The 16,035-nt window shown below is 73.2% G+C and carries 19 protein-coding genes; 10 read left to right on the top strand and 9 right to left on the bottom strand.

Annotated features, from left to right (window positions below):
• Positions 1–38 precede the first annotated feature (38 nt).
• The 3 genes from ACZ7DY_RS31630 to ACZ7DY_RS31620 all read left to right on the top strand — a co-directional run bounded on the left by ACZ7DY_RS31630 (position 39) and on the right by ACZ7DY_RS31620 (position 2,412).
• Entirely contained in the window at positions 39–1,256 is a 1,218-nt protein-coding gene (locus tag ACZ7DY_RS31630; protein WP_471141430.1) for a cytochrome P450 family protein, read from the top strand.
• A gap of 90 nt (positions 1,257–1,346) precedes the next feature.
• Complete coding sequence (locus ACZ7DY_RS31625) at positions 1,347–2,030, top strand: DUF899 domain-containing protein (protein ID WP_471141428.1); 684 nt, start codon at positions 1,347–1,349, stop codon at positions 2,028–2,030.
• Between the two features lie 193 nt (positions 2,031–2,223).
• Positions 2,224–2,412 (top strand): hypothetical protein, encoded by a 189-nt coding sequence (locus tag ACZ7DY_RS31620; protein WP_471141426.1) that lies wholly within the window; start codon positions 2,224–2,226, stop codon positions 2,410–2,412.
• Between the two features lie 55 nt (positions 2,413–2,467).
• On the opposite strand, the gene ACZ7DY_RS31615 is transcribed toward ACZ7DY_RS31620, so the two are convergent.
• Together ACZ7DY_RS31615 and ACZ7DY_RS31610 are read right to left on the bottom strand one after the other, a co-directional pair.
• Entirely contained in the window at positions 2,468–2,893 is a 426-nt protein-coding gene (locus ACZ7DY_RS31615; protein WP_471141425.1) for a hypothetical protein, read from the bottom strand.
• 67 nt (positions 2,894–2,960) lie between these two features.
• On the bottom strand, positions 2,961–3,461 hold the full coding sequence (locus ACZ7DY_RS31610) for an ATP-binding protein (RefSeq protein WP_471141424.1): 501 nt from the start codon (positions 3,459–3,461) through the stop codon (positions 2,961–2,963).
• A 159-nt stretch (positions 3,462–3,620) separates the two neighbouring features.
• Between ACZ7DY_RS31610 and ACZ7DY_RS31605 the strand changes: the two genes are divergently transcribed.
• From ACZ7DY_RS31605 to ACZ7DY_RS31595, 3 genes are read left to right on the top strand one after another with little or no spacing between them, the layout of a single operon-like run.
• Positions 3,621–4,481 carry a helix-turn-helix domain-containing protein gene (locus tag ACZ7DY_RS31605; RefSeq protein WP_471141422.1) on the top strand — a complete coding sequence of 287 codons (861 nt, stop codon included), beginning with the start codon at positions 3,621–3,623 and terminating at the stop codon, positions 4,479–4,481.
• Positions 4,482–4,486: 5 nt separating this feature from the next.
• Positions 4,487–4,807, top strand: a complete 321-nt coding sequence (locus ACZ7DY_RS31600) for a DUF397 domain-containing protein (protein WP_471141420.1) — start codon at positions 4,487–4,489, stop codon at positions 4,805–4,807.
• A gap of 58 nt (positions 4,808–4,865) precedes the next feature.
• Positions 4,866–5,663 carry an SAM-dependent methyltransferase gene (locus ACZ7DY_RS31595; RefSeq protein ID WP_471141417.1) on the top strand — a complete coding sequence of 266 codons (798 nt, stop codon included), beginning with the start codon at positions 4,866–4,868 and terminating at the stop codon, positions 5,661–5,663.
• 59 nt (positions 5,664–5,722) lie between these two features.
• On the opposite strand, the gene ACZ7DY_RS31590 is transcribed toward ACZ7DY_RS31595, so the two are convergent.
• A complete protein-coding gene (locus ACZ7DY_RS31590) occupies positions 5,723–7,219 on the bottom strand; it encodes a glutamate synthase subunit beta (protein ID WP_471141414.1) in 1,497 nt (498 codons plus the stop codon).
• Between the two features lie 115 nt (positions 7,220–7,334).
• Positions 7,335–7,814 (bottom strand): anthrone oxygenase family protein, encoded by a 480-nt coding sequence (locus ACZ7DY_RS31585; RefSeq protein ID WP_471141412.1) that lies wholly within the window; start codon positions 7,812–7,814, stop codon positions 7,335–7,337.
• A 176-nt stretch (positions 7,815–7,990) separates the two neighbouring features.
• Between ACZ7DY_RS31585 and ACZ7DY_RS31580 the strand changes: the two genes are divergently transcribed.
• On the top strand, positions 7,991–8,623 hold the full coding sequence (locus ACZ7DY_RS31580; protein ID WP_471141410.1) for a nucleoside/nucleotide kinase family protein: 633 nt from the start codon (positions 7,991–7,993) through the stop codon (positions 8,621–8,623).
• 146 nt (positions 8,624–8,769) lie between these two features.
• The gene (locus tag ACZ7DY_RS31575; protein WP_471141408.1) at positions 8,770–9,189 is read left to right on the top strand and encodes a CBS domain-containing protein; all 420 of its coding nucleotides are present in this window, start codon (positions 8,770–8,772) and stop codon (positions 9,187–9,189) included.
• Positions 9,190–9,216: 27 nt separating this feature from the next.
• On the opposite strand, the gene corA is transcribed toward ACZ7DY_RS31575, so the two are convergent.
• The gene (gene corA / locus ACZ7DY_RS31570; RefSeq protein WP_471141407.1) at positions 9,217–10,362 is read right to left on the bottom strand and encodes a magnesium/cobalt transporter CorA; all 1,146 of its coding nucleotides are present in this window, start codon (positions 10,360–10,362) and stop codon (positions 9,217–9,219) included.
• A gap of 146 nt (positions 10,363–10,508) precedes the next feature.
• Here corA and ACZ7DY_RS31565 point away from each other — a divergent pair, with 146 nt between their 5' ends.
• A complete protein-coding gene (locus ACZ7DY_RS31565; RefSeq protein WP_471141405.1) occupies positions 10,509–11,357 on the top strand; it encodes a methyltransferase domain-containing protein in 849 nt (282 codons plus the stop codon).
• Positions 11,358–11,427: 70 nt separating this feature from the next.
• On the opposite strand, the gene ACZ7DY_RS31560 is transcribed toward ACZ7DY_RS31565, so the two are convergent.
• Both ACZ7DY_RS31560 and ACZ7DY_RS31555 read right to left on the bottom strand, forming a co-directional pair.
• The gene (locus ACZ7DY_RS31560) at positions 11,428–12,375 is read right to left on the bottom strand and encodes a carbohydrate kinase family protein (RefSeq protein WP_471141403.1); all 948 of its coding nucleotides are present in this window, start codon (positions 12,373–12,375) and stop codon (positions 11,428–11,430) included.
• A 20-nt stretch (positions 12,376–12,395) separates the two neighbouring features.
• Positions 12,396–13,301 (bottom strand): pseudouridine-5'-phosphate glycosidase, encoded by a 906-nt coding sequence (locus tag ACZ7DY_RS31555; protein WP_471141401.1) that lies wholly within the window; start codon positions 13,299–13,301, stop codon positions 12,396–12,398.
• A gap of 213 nt (positions 13,302–13,514) precedes the next feature.
• On the opposite strand from ACZ7DY_RS31555, the gene ACZ7DY_RS31550 reads away from it, so the two are divergent.
• Positions 13,515–13,880 carry a cupin domain-containing protein gene (locus tag ACZ7DY_RS31550; protein ID WP_471141398.1) on the top strand — a complete coding sequence of 122 codons (366 nt, stop codon included), beginning with the start codon at positions 13,515–13,517 and terminating at the stop codon, positions 13,878–13,880.
• Between the two features lie 39 nt (positions 13,881–13,919).
• Here ACZ7DY_RS31550 and ACZ7DY_RS31545 read toward each other — a convergent pair whose 3' ends face one another.
• The gene (locus ACZ7DY_RS31545; RefSeq protein WP_471141396.1) at positions 13,920–15,182 is read right to left on the bottom strand and encodes an MFS transporter; all 1,263 of its coding nucleotides are present in this window, start codon (positions 15,180–15,182) and stop codon (positions 13,920–13,922) included.
• 168 nt (positions 15,183–15,350) lie between these two features.
• The gene (locus ACZ7DY_RS31540) at positions 15,351–15,959 is read right to left on the bottom strand and encodes a methylated-DNA--[protein]-cysteine S-methyltransferase (RefSeq protein WP_471141394.1); all 609 of its coding nucleotides are present in this window, start codon (positions 15,957–15,959) and stop codon (positions 15,351–15,353) included.
• Between the last annotated feature and the right edge of the window lie 76 nt (positions 15,960–16,035).

The following is a 16,035-nucleotide window of genomic DNA, read 5'->3' as shown; positions in this document are numbered from 1 at the left end:
GGTCCGGCGGGCCGGGCGGGCTGCCTAGGGTTGGGTCCATGGCGACCAGCACCCCCATGGACCCGGCCCCGGACCACAAGGACCCCGCCGAGGGCCTGCTCGACGACCCGTACACCGTGTACGCGCGCCTGCGCGACACCGCGCCCGTGCACCGCGTCACGGGCACCGACGGGAACCCGGCGTGGCTCGTCACCCGCTACGACGACGTGCGCGAAGCCCTCGCCAACCCCCTGCTCTCGCTCGACAAACGCCATGCGCTGCCCGGGAGTTACCGCGGATTCGCGCTGCCGCCCGCCCTCGACGCGAACCTCCTCAACATGGACCCGCCGGACCACACCCGCATCCGGCGCCTGGTCGGCAAGGCCTTCACCCGGCGCCGCGTGGAGGGTCTGCGCGCTCCCGTCCGCGCCGCCGCGGACGCCCTCCTCGACGCCATGGAACCGCACGGCCGGGCCGACCTGATCACCGCGTACGCCGTGCCGTTGCCGATCACCGTCATCTGCGACCTGCTCGGCGTGCCGGACGGCGCGGGCCGGCTCGACCTGCGGGGATGGACCGACGCCCTGGTGGCCCCCGATCCGGCCCGCCCCGAGAAGGCCAAGGAGGCCGTGGGCGCCCTGCTCGGCTTCTTCACCGCGCTCCTCGCGGAGAAGCGGCGGCACCCCGCCGACGACCTCCTCTCCGACCTGGTCGCGGTGCGCGACGAGGCGGCGGACCGGCTGAGCGAGGACGAGCTGATGTCGCTCGCCTTCCTCATCCTCTTCGCCGGATACGAGAACACCGTCCAACTCATCGGCAACGCCGTGCTCGCCCTCCTCGACCACCCGGAGCAGCTCGCCGCGCTGAGGGCCGACCCGGTGCAACTGCCCGCCGCCGTCGAGGAGTTCCAGCGCTACGACGGTCCCGCACCGCTCTCCATCCGCCGCTTCCCCCTGGAGGACGTCACGATCGCGGGCGTCACCGTGCCCGCCGGCGAGACCGTGCTGCTCGCCCTGAACTCCGCCAACCGGGACCCCCACCGCTTCCCCGACCCCGACCGCCTCGACATCGGCCGCGACGCCACCGGCCATCTCGCCCTCGGCCACGGCATCCACCACTGCCTCGGCGCGCCCCTGGCCCGCCTGGAGGTCGAGATCGCGCTCGGCGCCCTCATCGAGCGCTTCCCGCGCCTCGCGCTCGGCGTGCCGAGGGACGAACTCCGGTGGCGTCCCACCATCCGGGCCAGGGGACTCCTCGAACTCCCGGTGATCCTCTGAAACTTCTTGGCCCGGGAGCGATGAGTTCCGCGGACCCGGCAGGTCCACCCTTCGCAGACGTACGTGCCCGAAGGGTGGAGGAGACACGCCATGGGACTTCCGGACATCGTCACGCGCGAGGAGTGGCTCGCCGCGCGTGAGGAGCTGCTGGTCAAGGAGAAGGCCGCCACCCGCGCCCGTGACGCGCTCAACGCCGAGCGGCGCAGGCTGCCGATGGTCGAGGTCGACAAGGAGTACTACTTCGACGGATCCGACGGCAAGGCGACCCTGCTCGACCTCTTCGACGGCAGGGACCAACTCATCGTCTACCACTTCATGTTCGCCCCGGAGTGGGACGCGGGCTGCCGCAGCTGCTCCGGGTTCCTCGACCAGATCGGCCACCTCTCGCACCTGCGGGCCCGCTCCACGAACTTCGTCGCCGTCTCACGCGCCCCGTTCACCCGGCTGCTGTCCTTCAAGGCCCGCATGGGGTGGACGGTGCCCTGGTACTCGACGAACGGCGGCGACTTCAACTACGACTTCCACGCCTCCTTCACCGAGGAGCCCCGCGACCGGCCCGCCATCAACTGCTTCCTCCGCCACGGCGACCGCGTCTTCCACACGTACGCGACGTTCGCCCGCGGCCTGGACGGCCTCGGCTCCACCACCAGCCTCCTCGACCTCACCGCGCTCGGCCGGCAGGAGGAGTGGGAGGAGCCGGCGGGGCGGTCCTCACTGCTCGGGGCGCCCGCCGGCAGCGCGCGGGTGCGCTACCACGACGAGTACGAGGACTGACCCCGGCGAGCTACGTCACCCTCCGGCCCCCGGGAAATCCCTGGGAAATACCCCGACTCCGTCTCAGTTCGGTCACACCGCGCGTCCTTGCCGCTCTCCCCGGCGTTCTCCTCGGTACAGGTCTTCGGACCGCACCGGGAACAGAACCAACGGAACGACACGGGGGACAGAGATGATGGACGTGGACGTGGACGTGAACGGACGAACAGTGCTGGAGCGTTTCCCCGCGGGCGGACCGCGCGGGTCGTGGCCCGCGGAGGAGTTCGCGCGGGCCCGCCGTCAGGAGGGGCAGGACGCACAGGTCGTGATGGACCTCGCCTCCGACGCCTTCCTGGTCATCGTGCGCGACGGCGAGCAGGCACAGGAGCTGGCCGCCGCGTGAGGCGCGCGGCCCGCCGCCCGCGACGGAACGCGGACGCGGGGCCACGGGGACGCCGTCATGCGCTGAGCGCCCGGGACCACCCCGGCGTCGTGCCCGTCACCCGGCACAGCGCCAAGTAGAGCGGGATCGGCGGGGTGTAGGGGACGTCGTCCGCGGGACGGTTGATGAGGACCGGCCTGCGGTGCGCGTCCCGCACCACCGCTCCCGCCGAGTAGGCGACCGGCGCCGGCCACTCCATGGCCACGTCGGAGTCGGCGGGCACGATCCACCACCAGCGCGCCCCGTCCTCGTACACGCAGCCCACGCGCGGGAGTCGGGACATCAGCCGGGGGCCGAACCTCGCGGGGACCGCCACGGCGTCGCGGCCGAGCGGCTCGGTCATCCCCTCGGGCAGGTCCAGCCGTGGTGGCGGCGACACCGCCGACGGTCTCCCGGCGCGCTGCCGCTGCCGCGACAGACGGACCAAGGTGTTCAGATCCAACGGCCGCACCGTACCCGCGCTCACATGCCCCCCGTCCGCGTCACTGCCACGTTCGATCGATCCGTGTCTATCCCCACGCCGGCGCCGGTACCGGCGTCGTCCGCGGCAACTCCGCCCACACCGTGAGCCCGATCTCGGGCCCCGCGTCGTGGACGCCCCACGCGCTGCTCACCGCATCGACGAGAAGCAGTCCCCTCCCGTGCTCCTCGTCGGCCCCCCTGTGGACCGGGCGCGGCACCCCTGAACCGCACCCTTCATCACGTACGGCTATGCGCAGCTTCTCCGGATCCGCGCAGATCTCGCAGATGATCCGCCTGCTCGCGGTGTGCACCACGGCGTTGGTGACCAGTTCGGAGAGAACGAGTGCCGCCGCGTCGCAGGCGTCGTCGTCGCGCACCGCCCACCCGTCGAGCTGCGTGCGCATCAGGCGTCTGGCCTGTGCGACGGAACCCGGACGTGGTGCGAGGGCGAAACTGACGCAGACCTCGGCGCCCTCGGGCAACGCCTCGGCGAGATCGCCAGGACGGCCTTCGGTGGCTTCGGTTCGTAACGGCGCGGGCGGAGTCACGCTCTCCACTATCGCCCCGCCCAGAACACCTTGGCAAGGGCCACTCTGAAAAGTGCACAGTGGCGTGTTACTCCGTGACGGTGCATGGCACACTGCTCGCTACAGCTCGCGGTGCGGTGTGAGTTGAGGCAACACACCCGTCAGGTGGAGGTAGCAGACGTGAGCGAACCGCGGTCCGCGCCGACCGTCGGCCAGGTCGTTCTCGGTCGGCGCCTGCAGGATCTGCGCGAGAGCGCGGGCCTGAAACGCGAGGAGGCCGCGAAGATCCTGCGCGTCGCCCCCGCCACCGTCCGCCGCATGGAGACGGCCGAGGTCGCGCTGAAGATCCCGTACCTCCAGCTGCTGCTGAAGTCCTACGGCGTCACGGACGACGAGGCGGAGGCCTTCGTCACCCTCGCCGAGGAGGCCAACAGGCCCGGCTGGTGGCAGCGGTTCCACGACATCCTGCCCGGCTGGTTCAGCATGTACGTCAGCCTGGAGGGCGCCGCAAGCCTCATCAGGTCCTACGAACCGCACTTCGTGCCGGGGCTCCTGCAGACCGAGGAGTACGCCCGCGGGGTGATGCGCTCCGGCGCCATCGGCCAGACCCGTCCCGCCGACATCGAGCGATACGTGGCGCTGCGCATGGAACGCCAGTCGCTGCTCACCCGCGAGGATGCGCCCCGGCTCTGGGTGGTGATGGACGAGACAGCGCTGCGCAGACCCGTGGGCGACGCCGAGGTGATGCGGGCGCAGGTCGACCGGCTGCTCGAAGCCGCCGAACTGCCCCATGTCACCCTGCAGATCGCGACGTTCGCGGCGGGCCCGCACCCCGGGACGTACGGGCCGTTCGTGCTCTTCCGCTTCGCCATGCCGGAGCTGCCCGACATGGTCTACAGCGAGTACCTGACCGGCGCCGTCTACCTGGACGCGCGCAAAGAGGTGGCCACCCATCTGGAGGTCATGGACCGCATGGCGGCGCAGGCCGCCACCGCACAACGCACGAAGGAGATCCTGCGGGATTTCCGCAAGGAGCTGTGACAGACATGGACCGACATCGAGCCGGAACGCGCCCTGCCGGTCCGCGTTCGCCCGGGGGCCGCGACGACTCGCGCAGCGAGGCCCGCACGGAGTCCCGGATATACAACGGCATGCCCGCCCGCGACCTGGGGACCGAGGGCTGGCTCAAGCCGTGGAGCGGCGGGAACGGCGGCAACTGCCTGGAGGCCATGAAGCTGGCCGACGGCCGCGTCGCGGTGCGCCAGTCGACCGACCCCGACGGCCCGGCGCTGATCTACACGCGTGGAGAGATCACCGCGTTCATCCAGGGGGCCAAGGCCGGCGAGGCGGATTTCCTGCTCTCGTGACCGCCCCAGGACTGCCCGCACCCCGTCCCCCCGTCCGCCGCCGACGCCCGGAGTCCGCATGACCGACTCGTCGTACATCGACACCAGCAAGCCGCACCCCGCCCGGATGTACGACTGGTTCCTCGGCGGCAAGGACAACTACCCGGTGGACGAGGAGATGGGCCGGCAGCTCGTCGCCATGGACGGGCGGGTCCTGACCACGGCGCGGGCCAACCGCGCGTTCATGCAGCGCGCCACGCGCTGGCTCGCCTCGCAGGACGTTCGGCAGTTCCTGGACATCGGCAGCGGCATACCGACCGAGCCGAACCTTCATCAGATCGCGCAGGGCATCGCGCCGGACACCCGCGTCGTCTACTGCGACAACGACCCCATCGTCCTCGCCCACGCCGAGGCGCTCCTCCGGTCGACACCCCAGGGCGTCACCGAGTACGTGCAGGCGGACTTCCGCGAGCCGGAGAAGATCCTCGAAGAGGCCGCGCGGGTCCTGGACATGGACCGGCCCATCGCCCTCTGCCTCGTGGCGCTGCTGCACTTCGTCGCGGACGAGGACGGCGCCTACGGCCTGGTGGACCGGCTGATGCGGGCCCTGCCCTCCGGCAGTCACCTGCTGCTGTCGCACGGCACGGGCGACTTCACCCCGGCGACGGCGCGACAGGCCACGGAGCTGTACAAGGCGCGCGGCGTGACGCTTGCGCTGCGCTCGCGCACCGAGGTGGAACGGTTCTTCGAGGGGTACGAGCTGGTGGTCCCCGGCGTGGAGATCCTCGACCGGTGGAAGCCCGAACTGGGCGAGTGGATCCCGGAGTCGGAGGAGGGCCCCACCCCGGCGTACGGGGGCGTGGCGCGCAAGCTCTGACACCGGCGCGGAGGGCACGGACGCAGGGTGGCCGTGCGGCTTTCCGGCGGGCCGGCGGGTCACGCCGTCATCGGGCGGTCGTACGGCGTGATCGGGGCGGGGAGCCGCGTGGTGCCCATCAGCCGGCGGTCCACCGCCGCGGCGGCGGCACGCCCCTCCGCGATCGCCCAGACCACGAGCGACTGGCCGCGGGCGGCGTCGCCGGCCGCGAAGACGCCGGGAACGTTCGTCGCGAAGTGCTCGTCGCGGGCGAGCGCGCCCCGGCCGTCGAACTCCACGCCCAGCTGGTCGAGGAGCCCGTCCGGGGTGTGCTCGGGTCCGGAGAAGCCGAGCGCGAGCAGGACCAGATCGGCCGGGAGCGTCCGCTCCGTGCCCGGCAGGGGCCGCCGGTCCGCGTCGACCTCCGTCACGTGCACGGCCCGCACGTGCCCCGCCGCGTCACCGGTGAACCGGAGGGTGGCGGCCGCGAACAGCCGGGCGTCGGCGTCGGCCTCCGCAGCGGACGCGGTCCGCAGCCGCCCGGCCTCCTCGTGCGCCGGGGAGACCCGGTGGATCCGCGGATACGTGGGCCAGGGCTCGGTCGCCTCGTCGCGGGTCGCGCCGGGGCGCGCGTAGATGTCCAATTGCGTGACGGAGGCCGCGCCCTCGCGCACCGCCGTCCCCAGACAGTCGGCGCCGGTGTCGCCGCCTCCCACGATGACCACGTGTCTGCCGGCCGCGCTCAGTGGTGAGAGGGACGGCTCTTTCTGGCAGGCCCGGTTGGCGAGGGGCAGATAGGTCATCGCCTGTTCGATGCCGCGCAACTGCCTGCCCGGCACGTCGAGTTCGCGCCACGCGGTCGCTCCGACGGCCAGCACCACGGCGTCGTGGCGGCCCAGCAGCTCCGCGGCGTCCACGTCCCTGCCGACCTCCGTCGACGTCCGGAACCGCACGCCTTCGCCGGTCAACTGGCCGAGCCTGCGCTCCAGATGGTGCTTCTCCAGCTTGAACGCGGGAATCCCGTACCGCAGCAGGCCGCCGGGCCGGTCGTCGCGCTCGTACACCGTGACGGTATGCCCGGCGCGGGTCAACTGCTGTGCGGCGGCGAGGCCCGCGGGCCCCGAGCCGACGACGGCGACGGTCTTGCCGGAGAGGCGCTCGGGCGGTCGCGGCGGGGCGAGGCCGTCGGTCCAGATGCGGTCGGCGACGGCCGCCTCGACGTTTTTGATCGTCACCGCGGGCCGGTCGATGGCGAGGACGCACCCCGCCTCGCACGGCGCGGGACACAGCCGCCCGGTGAACTCGGGGAAGTTGTTCGTGGCGTGCAGCCGCTCCGCGGCCGCGTGCCAGTCGGCGCGCGAGACCAGCTCGTTCCACTCCGGGATCAGATTGCCGAGCGGGCACGCCGCGTGGCAGAAGGGGACGCCGCAGTCCATGCAGCGGTCCGCCTGCCGCTCGACGAGGGGCAGCAGCGCGCCGGGGACGTACACCTCGTCCCAGTCCTTCACCCGCTCCTCGACGGGGCGGCGCGGCCACTCCTGGCGCGGGGTGGTGAGGAAGCCCTTGGGGTCGGCCATGGCCGTCTCCCTTGCGACCGTGCGCAGGGTTTTTGTCACCATACGTCGGGTCGGGGCGGGCGGCACGCGGGGGCGCCGGGGGCGGGGGCCGGGCTGTGGCTGCCTCGGTGGCAGGTCAGGTCAGGCCGATGATGAAGGAGGCCGTCGCGGCGAGCGAGGCGACGCCGCGGACGTGGTTCCAGGCGGTCCACTCCCTGACGTACGTACGCCAGTACGCGGCGCCCTCCGCGCTCTCCGGGTCGACCTCGGCGAGGGCGTCGTTGCGCGGGATGTTGGCCACGAGGGTCACCCCGAACGAGCCGAACAGGTACAGCGCGGAGCCGAGCAGCAGCTCGACGGTGCCGTCATCCGGCCAGAGCACGAACGTCACCACGGCGAGCACCGCGCAGAGCGCCGTCGCCCCCATGAAGACGGCCATGAACGCCGGCGTCACCGCGGCGACGTTGATCCGGTTCATCGCGGCGATTCCCTGGGCCGGGGGCAGCGCCGCGAGTCCCTTCATCACGAACGTCGAGAACGCGGCGAACACACCGGCGGCGAGGCCGCAGGCGAGCGCCCCGGCGAGGGTGAGCACGAAGTACGGACCGTCGATCATGGCAACTCCCGGGTGGGCTTGGGTGGTTACGGCGGATGGCGGACCGCGTGCGATCATGCAGGGCGGTTCCGTGTCACCACAAGTCAATTGGCACGGGCCCGGCAGAGCCATACGCGACGCTCGCGCCCCCATACGCCGCCGTCTCGGACCCGGCCGCCACCCGGCATCATGGGCGCGTGCGACTCGAACCGATCACCTGGGAACGGCTGGCCGACACCCTCGCCGACCGCCTGCTCGACCTGAAGCCGGCCGACGGGGGCGCCTGGCCGCGGGTGGCCGTCGACGGGGCGCCGGCCGCCGCCACCGGGGAGCTGGCGCGCCGGGTCGGCGACGCGCTGCGCCCGCGGGGGCGCGACGCGCTCGTGGTCGGTACGGAGGGGTTCCTGCGGCCCGCCTCGCTGCGGTTCGAATACGGGCACCGGGACGTCGAGGCGTACTACAGCGGGTGGTTCGACACGGGGGCGCTGTGGCGCGAGGTCCTCGGACCGCTCGACCCCGGCGGCACCGGCCGGGTCCTGCCCGACCTGTGGGACCCGGTGGCCGACCGCGCGACCCGCAGTCCTTACGTCACGCTCCCGCCGGGCGGAGTACTGCTGCTGCACGGCCCGATGCTCCTCGGGCACTGGTTCCCGTTCGACCTGACCGTGCACGTGCGGCTCTCGCCGGGCGCCCTGCGTCGGCGCACGCCGGAGGGCGAGCGGTGGACGCTGCCGGCCTTCGAACGGTACGAGGACGAGGTGGATCCCGGCGCCGTGGCCGATGTGGTGGTGCGCGCGGACGACCCGCGGCATCCGGCGTGGAGCGGCTGACGTCTTCGGTGGACGTCTCTGGGCGGTCGGCGTCTGCGGGGCTGCTCCGGATGCGTGGTGTGGGGTGCGCCGCGAGAATGAAGGGCGCCGGGACCAGCGGCGCTTTCCGCGCCGCTCCGGACTCTGCCCGGCCACGGGAGGTAGTGATGACCACCGCCGGAGACATCATGCACCGGGGTGCTCAGTGGATCCCCAAGCACGAGACCCTGGACCGCGCCGCCCAGATGATGCGCGAGCTCGACGTGGGCGCGCTGCCCATCAGCGACGAGAACGAACGGCTCTGCGGCATCCTGACCGATCGCGACATCGTCGTCGGCTGTGTGGCGATGGGCCACGACCCGGCCCACATCACCGCGGGCGACCTGGCCAAGGGCACCCCGCGGTGGATCGAGGCGGACGCCGACGTCGAGGAGGTCCTGCGCGAGATGCAGGGCCATCAGATCCGCCGGCTGCCGGTGATCGAGAACAAGCGGCTGGTCGGCATGATCAGCGAGGCCGACCTCGCCACGCACCTCACCGACGACCAGCTCGCGAGCTGGGTCGAGAGCGTGTACGCCAAGGGCTGAGGCCAGGGCCGGGGCGAGGCCCCCGGCTCACAGCCAGCCGCTGCGCCTGAAGCCCCGGTACAACGCGAGACAGGCGGCCGCGATCACGGACATGACGATCGGATAGCCGTACTGCCAGTGCAGTTCGGGCATGTGGTCGAAGTTCATGCCGTACATCCCGCAGACCATCGTCGGCACCGCGACGACCGCCGCCCATGCGGTGATCTTCCGCATGTCCTCGTTCTGCGCGACGGTCACCTGGGCGAGATGGGCCTGGAGGATCGAGTTCAGCAACTCGTCGAAGGCGGCGATCTGTTCGGTGGCACGCTTCAGGTGGTCGTCGACGTCCCGGAAATACGCCTGTATCTCCGGGGCGATGGGGCGCATCGGCTGGGTGGCGAGGATGTGGAGCGGGCGGCCGAGCGGGACGACCGCCCGCTTCAGCTCGAGGAGTTCACGCTTGAGCTGGTAGATGCGGCCCGGGTCGGTCCGCTGGCCGTCCGGTGCGAACACCTCCGACTCCACCTGGTCGATGTCCGCCTGCACCGCGTCCGTCGCCGCGAGATAGTCGTCGACGACCTGGTCCGCGATGGCGTGCAGCACCGCGGCCGGCCCCTGGGCGAGCTGCTCCGGCGACGCCTCGAGCTCCTCGCGGAGCGGGCCGAGCGAGCCGTGCCGCCCGTGCCGGACCGTGATGACGAACTCCCGGCCGACGAAGACCATGATCTCGCCGGTGTCCACCACCTCGCTGGTCGCGGTCAGTTCGGTGTGTTCCACGTAGCAGACGGTCTTGAAGACGGCGAACAGCGTCTGGTCGTACCGCTCCACCTTCGGGCGCTGGTGGGCGTGGACCGCGTCCTCCACGGCGAGGGGGTGGAGGCCGAAGAGGTCGGCGACGTCCGAGAACTCGTCCTCCGTCGGCTCGTGCAGCCCGAGCCAGACGAAGCCGTCGCCGCTCTTGCGGACCTCCTCCACCGACTCGACCAGATCGCGCCCCGGCGACCGGCGCACCCCTTCCCGGTATGTCACGCAGTTCACCACCGACGAGCCGAGCGGTGAGCGGGCCGGGTGGCTCAGATCGACGCGGGTCCCGCGCCGGGCCAGGCGCGCCACCTTCCGGAGGCCGCCGACCCTGCGCAGGCCGCCGACCTTGCGCAGGCTCCCGACCTTGCGCAGATTGCCTGCCATCGACATGTGGGCTCCTTGCAATGACGACTTGACGTGCCAGTCTGCCAGCCCGTTCCGACACCGTGCCAAGGCCTGTGGGAACGGAGAACTCCGTTCCGGATTGCCCGGTTCTGCCTCCCGGGAGCAAGCGGGACAACTGGGATGATCAGGGCATGACGCAAATCGACGGTCATCTTCTCGACCCCCGGCAGTACGACGGTCCCCGGCAGCTCTCCGCCCACCGTCAGCTCTCCGACTCCCGGCACTCCGCGGCACGCGCCCACGCCGACGCCTTCGCCGCCCTCTTCGATCCCACGACCTTCGGGCACATCGAACGTCTCGGCATCGGCCCCGGCTGGCGCTGCTGGGAGGTCGGCGCGGGCGGCACCTCGGTGATCTCCTGGCTCGCCAGGCGGGTCGGCCCCACCGGCCGGGTCCTGGCGACCGACATCGACACGTCGTGGCAGACGCGGGCCGCGCGCTCCCCGCTGGAGGTGCGCGTCCACGACGTCTGCGCCGACCAGCCGCCCGGCGGCGGCTTCGACCTCGTCCACGCCCGGCTCGTCCTGGCGGAGGTGTCCGACCGGGACCGGGCGCTGGCCTCGATGCTCAGGGCGCTGCGGCCCGGCGGCCGGCTGCTGATCGAGGAGCCCGACCCGGCGCTCCAGCCGCTGGCCTGCCCCGACGAGCACGGCCCCGCCGAGGAGTTGGCGAACGGGCTGCGCCACGGGGTGCGCACCGTGCTCGCGCAGCGCGGCGCCGACCTCGCGTACGGGCGCAGGCTGCCCCGGCTGCTGCGCGAGGCGGGTCTGCGCCGGGTGGAGTCCGACGTGTACTTCCCGCTCACGTCGCCGGCGTGCGAGGCCCTGGAGGCGGCGACGCTCCAGCGGCTCCGCCCGGAACTCACCGCAGCCGGCCTCGCCACGCCGGAGGACATCGACCGCCACCTGGCGAACGTCGCGGCCTCCACCGTGGACCTGGCGGCTCCGCCGCTGATCTCCACGTGGGGGAGGAAGGCGTAGGGGTGGGGCGGGGTCAGTCGACGGGGATGGTGCGGCCCGGCGTGCCGGTGCGGCTCCCGAGGGGCGGGCGTCAGGACGCCGTGGCCGGGTCCGGTGGTCTGCCGCCGGCCCGTTCCACGGCCCGCGCCCCCGCCCCGCACCCCTCCACCGCCGCCTCACGGAGCCCCGCCCCCGCCAGTCTCGCGGCGAGGAACGCCCCGGTGAACGCATCGCCCGCACCCGTCGAATCGCGGACGCGCGCCGGCACCGCGGGCACCCGGCCCCGTATCCGGCCGTCCTGCGCGACCAACGCCCCCTCGGCACCCAGCTTGACCACGACGTGCGGAAAACCGTGGCTCAGTTTCGCCGCCGCGTCCGCCGGGTCGGGCAGCCCGGTGAGCAGCTCCGCCTCGTCCCGGCTCGGCAGCAGCGAGGTCACCCCCTCCACCGCGGCGAGGAACCGCTCCACACCGGTCTCCGCGAGGAACCCCGCCGACGCGGGGTCCACGCTCACCGGCACTCCACGCGCGCGTGCCGCCGCCAGCGCGGCACGGGCCGTCGCCCGGCTCGGCTCGGCGAAGAAGAGGTAACCGGACAGGTGCAGCCGGGCCACGCCGTCGAGGAGTCCGGGCGCCCAGTCGGCGGGGGAGAGCCGCAACGAGGCGCCGCTGTCCGTCAGGAACGTGCGCTCGGCCCCGCCGCCCCCGTCCACCAGGCAGACCACCGTCCCCGTCGCCGCTCCGGCGTCGACGACGAGTCGCGGCCGTACCCCCGCGCGCGTGAGGGCGGCCTCGTGCCACGCCGCGGCGTCGGCACCGACCCGCCCGAGGAACCGTACGTCCCCGTGGCCCCAATGCGCGGCCCAGCAGGCCACGTTGGCTCCCGCGCCGCCCGGGACGGTACGGATGACCGCCGCCGTGTCCGTTCCGGGGACCAGCGCGGTGCGGTGCCGCGCCACGACGTCCGTGACGACGTCCCCGACGACCAGCAGCCCACCGGGACGCCCGCCCCCGTCCGGTCGGCGAGGACGCGGGGACACGCCCTCGCCGGCCCGCACCGTCACCGCCCCGCCCAGGCCCCCGCGATGCGGGCGGCGAGTCGTGTGTTGCCGCGGACCGCGGCGAGGTTGGCCTCCAGGGACGCGCCCGCGGTGCGCCGTACCAACTGCTCCAGCAGGAACGGGGTGATGGCCTGCCCGGTGATGCCCCGCTCCTCGCACTCCTCCAGCGCCTCGGCCAGCACGCGCGCGTGGAGGGCCGGGTCGAGCTGCTGGTCCCGGGGGACCGGGTTCGCCACGATCAGCGCCGACTCCGGTCCCCCGAGCGCGTCCTGAGCCCGCATCACCTGCGCGACCTCCCCGGGCGCGGAGAGCGTCCAGTCCACCGGGTGGCCGGAGTCGGCGAGGTAGAAGCCCGGGAAGCGGTCGGTCCCGTATCCCGCCACCGCCACCCCCAGCGTCTCCAGGCGCTCCAGCGTCGCCCCGACGTCCAGGATCGACTTCACGCCCGCGCACACCACCGTGATCCTGGTCCGGGCGAGCAGCCCCAGGTCGGCCGACTCGTCCTGCGTCTGCGTCCACTGCCGGTGCACCCCGCCGAGCCCACCCGTGGCGAACACCCGTAGGCCCGCGCGCGCGGCGAGCAGCGCCGTCGCCGACACCGTCGTCGCTCCGCTGGCACCCGTCGCGGCGGCCAACGGCAGGTCGCGGTGGCCCAGTTTCCGGATGCCGTCCTCGTTCGCGACCCGCTCCAGCTGCGCCTTGTCCAGGCCGACGCGGGGGGTGCCGTCCAGCACGGCGATCGTCGCGGGTACGGCGCCCTCACCGCGTACGACCGCTTCGAGCTCCCGGGCCACCCGCAGATTGCGCGGGCGCGGCAAGCCGTGCGCGATGATCGTGGACTCCAGGGCCACCACGGGACGTTGCTCCGCGACAGCCGTCTGTACCTCGTCGGACACCACCAGCACGAGCCTGCCTCCTGCCTGTCGGGCCTGCCGGACGTCCTGTCGGTCGCCTCCGGCCCCGTCGGGTCTCCTCTCATCCCTGGCGGGACGCGGCCTCCGGCAAACCCTCGCGCCCCGCCGAACCGCGCGTCACCGAACCGCGTGTCGCCGAACCGCGCGTCGAGTACGGTGCCCGGCGCGCCGTCCGGCCCCGAACCCCGGCTAGGGTGACCGGCCATGACCACGAATGATCAGACTGTTGCGTCTTTTGCCGTGCACATTCCGGACGTCGAGCTGGAGGTCGAGCCGCTCGACCCGGCGCAGATCGTCTCAGGGGACCCGGTGGTGACCGGCAAGGTGCTGTGGGAGTCCGCCGACGGCAAGCAGCTGCGCGGCATCTGGCAGATCACGCCGGGCGTGGTCACCGACACCGAGGCCAACGAGCTCTTCGTCGTCGTCAGCGGCCGCGCCACCGTGGAGGTCGAGGGCGGCGACACCCTGGAGGTCGGGCCCGGCGACGCCGCCGTGCTGCGCGAGGGCGACCGCACCACCTGGACCGTGCACGAGACGCTCCGCAAGGCGTACCACATCACGCTGCCCTGACCGCGGTACACGCCCCCGCCCGGCCGGGCCCGCCGCTCCTCAGGCGCCCTTGACGGCCCGCCGGATCGCGAGCGCGGCCATCGGCAGCAGTACGCAGACCCCGACGAGGTTGAGCCAGCCGTAGCCGGCCCGTGCCACGACCAGGCCCGCGGCGGCGCCGCCGATGCCCGCCGCCGCGTTCATCGTCAGGTCCGACAGGCCCTGCACGGCGGCCCGGGCGGGGGCCGGCACCGAGTCGGTGAGCAGCGCCGAGCCGGAGACCAGCCCAGCGGACCAGCCGAGGCCCAGCACGAAGAGACCGGCGGCGGTCTGGCCGTGGCTGGGCCCCGCCGTCCCGGCGAGCAGCGCCGCGCAGGACAGCAGCCCCACGGCGAGGCCGATCACGGAGAGCCGGCCGAACCGGTCGGCCAGCCACCCCATCACGGGCGAGAACGCGTACATGCCCGCGATGTGGCCGCTGATGACCAGGCCGATCAGTTGGAGGCTCGCCCCGTGGTGGCCCAGGTCGACCGGGGTCATCACCATGATCGAGACCATCACGGTGTGCGAGGCGGCCACCGTCACCAGGGCGAGGCGGGCCATCGGCGAGGCGGCGACCGCGGCGACGCCGGCCTTCAGCGAACGGCTCCGCGCGGACCCGCTCTCCTGCGGCGCCAGCGCGCGGGCGGTGAGCAGCGGGTCGGGCCGCAGCAGGAGGGCCACCATCGTGGCGGCGACGGCGAAGATCCCGGCGGCGAAGAGGAAGGGCCCCGCCTCCTCGGGGATCGAGGTGCCGGTGAAGACGCGGCTCGCGGGCGCGGAGATGTTCGGACCGAGGACCGAGCCGATCGTGGTGGCCCAGATGACGTGCGAGATGGCCCGGCCACGCCGGCCGGGCTCCACGAGGTCGGCCGCCGCGAACCGCGCCTGGAGGGTGGCGAGCGAACCCGCCCCGAAGGCGGCCATGCCGAGCAGCAGCAGCGCGAAGCTCCCGACGACCGAGGCGAGCACCACGAGCCCCGCGCCCACCGCGCCGATCACGTACGCGAGGACGAGTCCGGCCCGCCGCCCGCGCGCGTTCATCAGCGCGGCGAGCGGCAGCGAGAGCAGGGCCGTCCCGGCCACGGACGCGGTCGACGCCAGCCCCGAAAAGGCCTCTGTCCCACTCACGTCGGTCGCCAGCACCGGAGCGAGGGTGATGCCGATCGGCACCCCGAGCCCGCCCAGTATCTGGCTCGCGATCAGCACCGCGTTGGTCCGGCGGCGCAGGGCGGCCAGCGCCTCCGGCGCGGGTATGTCAGGGGCGTCGACGGTCGAAGTCACTGACGCAGTGTGCCAGGGCAGGTGTACGCAGGGAACACGGTTGTCGGGGCCGGTCCGGGGCCCGCCACGACGGCCGGCCGCCTCGGTTCGGAACAGCGACGCTCAGAACAGCGACGCTCAGAACAGCGACGCTCAGAACAGCGGCGCGGCCCAGAACAGCGGGGCGGCTCAGAACAGCGGCTGCGGCAGCACCCCCTCCAGGGCGAGCAGCTGCCGCTTGGTCTCCAGGCCGCCCCCGAAGCCGCCGATGCCTCCGTCGCGCTCCACCACCCGGTGGCAGGGCACCACGACCGGCAGCGGATTGGCGCCCATCGCGAGGCCCACGGCCTGCGCGGCGCCCGGCTGGCCGACGCGGCGGGCCAGGTCGCCGTAGCCCACCACCGCGCCGAACGGCACGCCCGAGGCGAGCTCGCGCAGCACCTGGCGGTTGAAGCCGGAGATCAGGGACCAGTCGAGGGGCAGCTCGAAGTCGTGCCGCCGGCCCGCGAAGTACTCCTCGAACTGGCGTATCGGCTCGGCGAGCAGGGGGGAGTCCGGCGCGTGGACCGGCTCGGTGCCCAGGCGGGAGCCGAGCCGGTCGAGGGTCTTGTCGCGGACCGCGTCGGTGGCGTGGAAAACCACGGTGACCAGGCCCTCGCCGGTCGCCGCGAGCAGCAGCGGACCGATGTCGCTGCCGACGACGGCCCACACGAGCGCACGCCGGCCCGCCGCGCCGGCATCCTCCGGCGCGGCGGCCCGGTCCCGCCCGGCGGCCTCGTCCTGCGCATTGGCGTTCATGCCGACCACCGTACGACCGGCCACTGACAACGCGGCCGGAACGGGACCGCCGCTTCCCCCGCGGCGCCGGGCCACC

The organism is Streptomyces sp. NPDC037013, from assembly GCF_055607265.1.
The sequence above is the reverse complement of the archived record's forward strand: the minus strand, read 5'-3'. Positions and strand labels throughout refer to the sequence as shown.

Excerpts from the sequence above, each read along its gene's own strand:
- ACZ7DY_RS31630 (WP_471141430.1), top strand. The coding sequence starts at position 39 with ATGGCGACCAGCACCCCCATGGACCCGGCCCCGGACCACAAGGACCCC.
- ACZ7DY_RS31625 (WP_471141428.1), top strand. The coding sequence starts at position 1,347 with ATGGGACTTCCGGACATCGTCACGCGCGAGGAGTGGCTCGCCGCGCGT.
- ACZ7DY_RS31600 (WP_471141420.1), top strand. The coding sequence starts at position 4,487 with ATGGACCGACATCGAGCCGGAACGCGCCCTGCCGGTCCGCGTTCGCCC.
- ACZ7DY_RS31595 (WP_471141417.1), top strand. The coding sequence starts at position 4,866 with ATGACCGACTCGTCGTACATCGACACCAGCAAGCCGCACCCCGCCCGG.
- ACZ7DY_RS31590 (WP_471141414.1), bottom strand. The coding sequence starts at position 7,219 with ATGGCCGACCCCAAGGGCTTCCTCACCACCCCGCGCCAGGAGTGGCCG.
- ACZ7DY_RS31585 (WP_471141412.1), bottom strand. The coding sequence starts at position 7,814 with ATGATCGACGGTCCGTACTTCGTGCTCACCCTCGCCGGGGCGCTCGCC.
- ACZ7DY_RS31575 (WP_471141408.1), top strand. The coding sequence starts at position 8,770 with ATGACCACCGCCGGAGACATCATGCACCGGGGTGCTCAGTGGATCCCC.
- corA (WP_471141407.1), bottom strand. The coding sequence starts at position 10,362 with ATGTCGATGGCAGGCAATCTGCGCAAGGTCGGGAGCCTGCGCAAGGTC.
- ACZ7DY_RS31565 (WP_471141405.1), top strand. The coding sequence starts at position 10,509 with ATGACGCAAATCGACGGTCATCTTCTCGACCCCCGGCAGTACGACGGT.
- ACZ7DY_RS31550 (WP_471141398.1), top strand. The coding sequence starts at position 13,515 with ATGACCACGAATGATCAGACTGTTGCGTCTTTTGCCGTGCACATTCCG.
- ACZ7DY_RS31540 (WP_471141394.1), bottom strand. The coding sequence starts at position 15,959 with ATGAACGCCAATGCGCAGGACGAGGCCGCCGGGCGGGACCGGGCCGCC.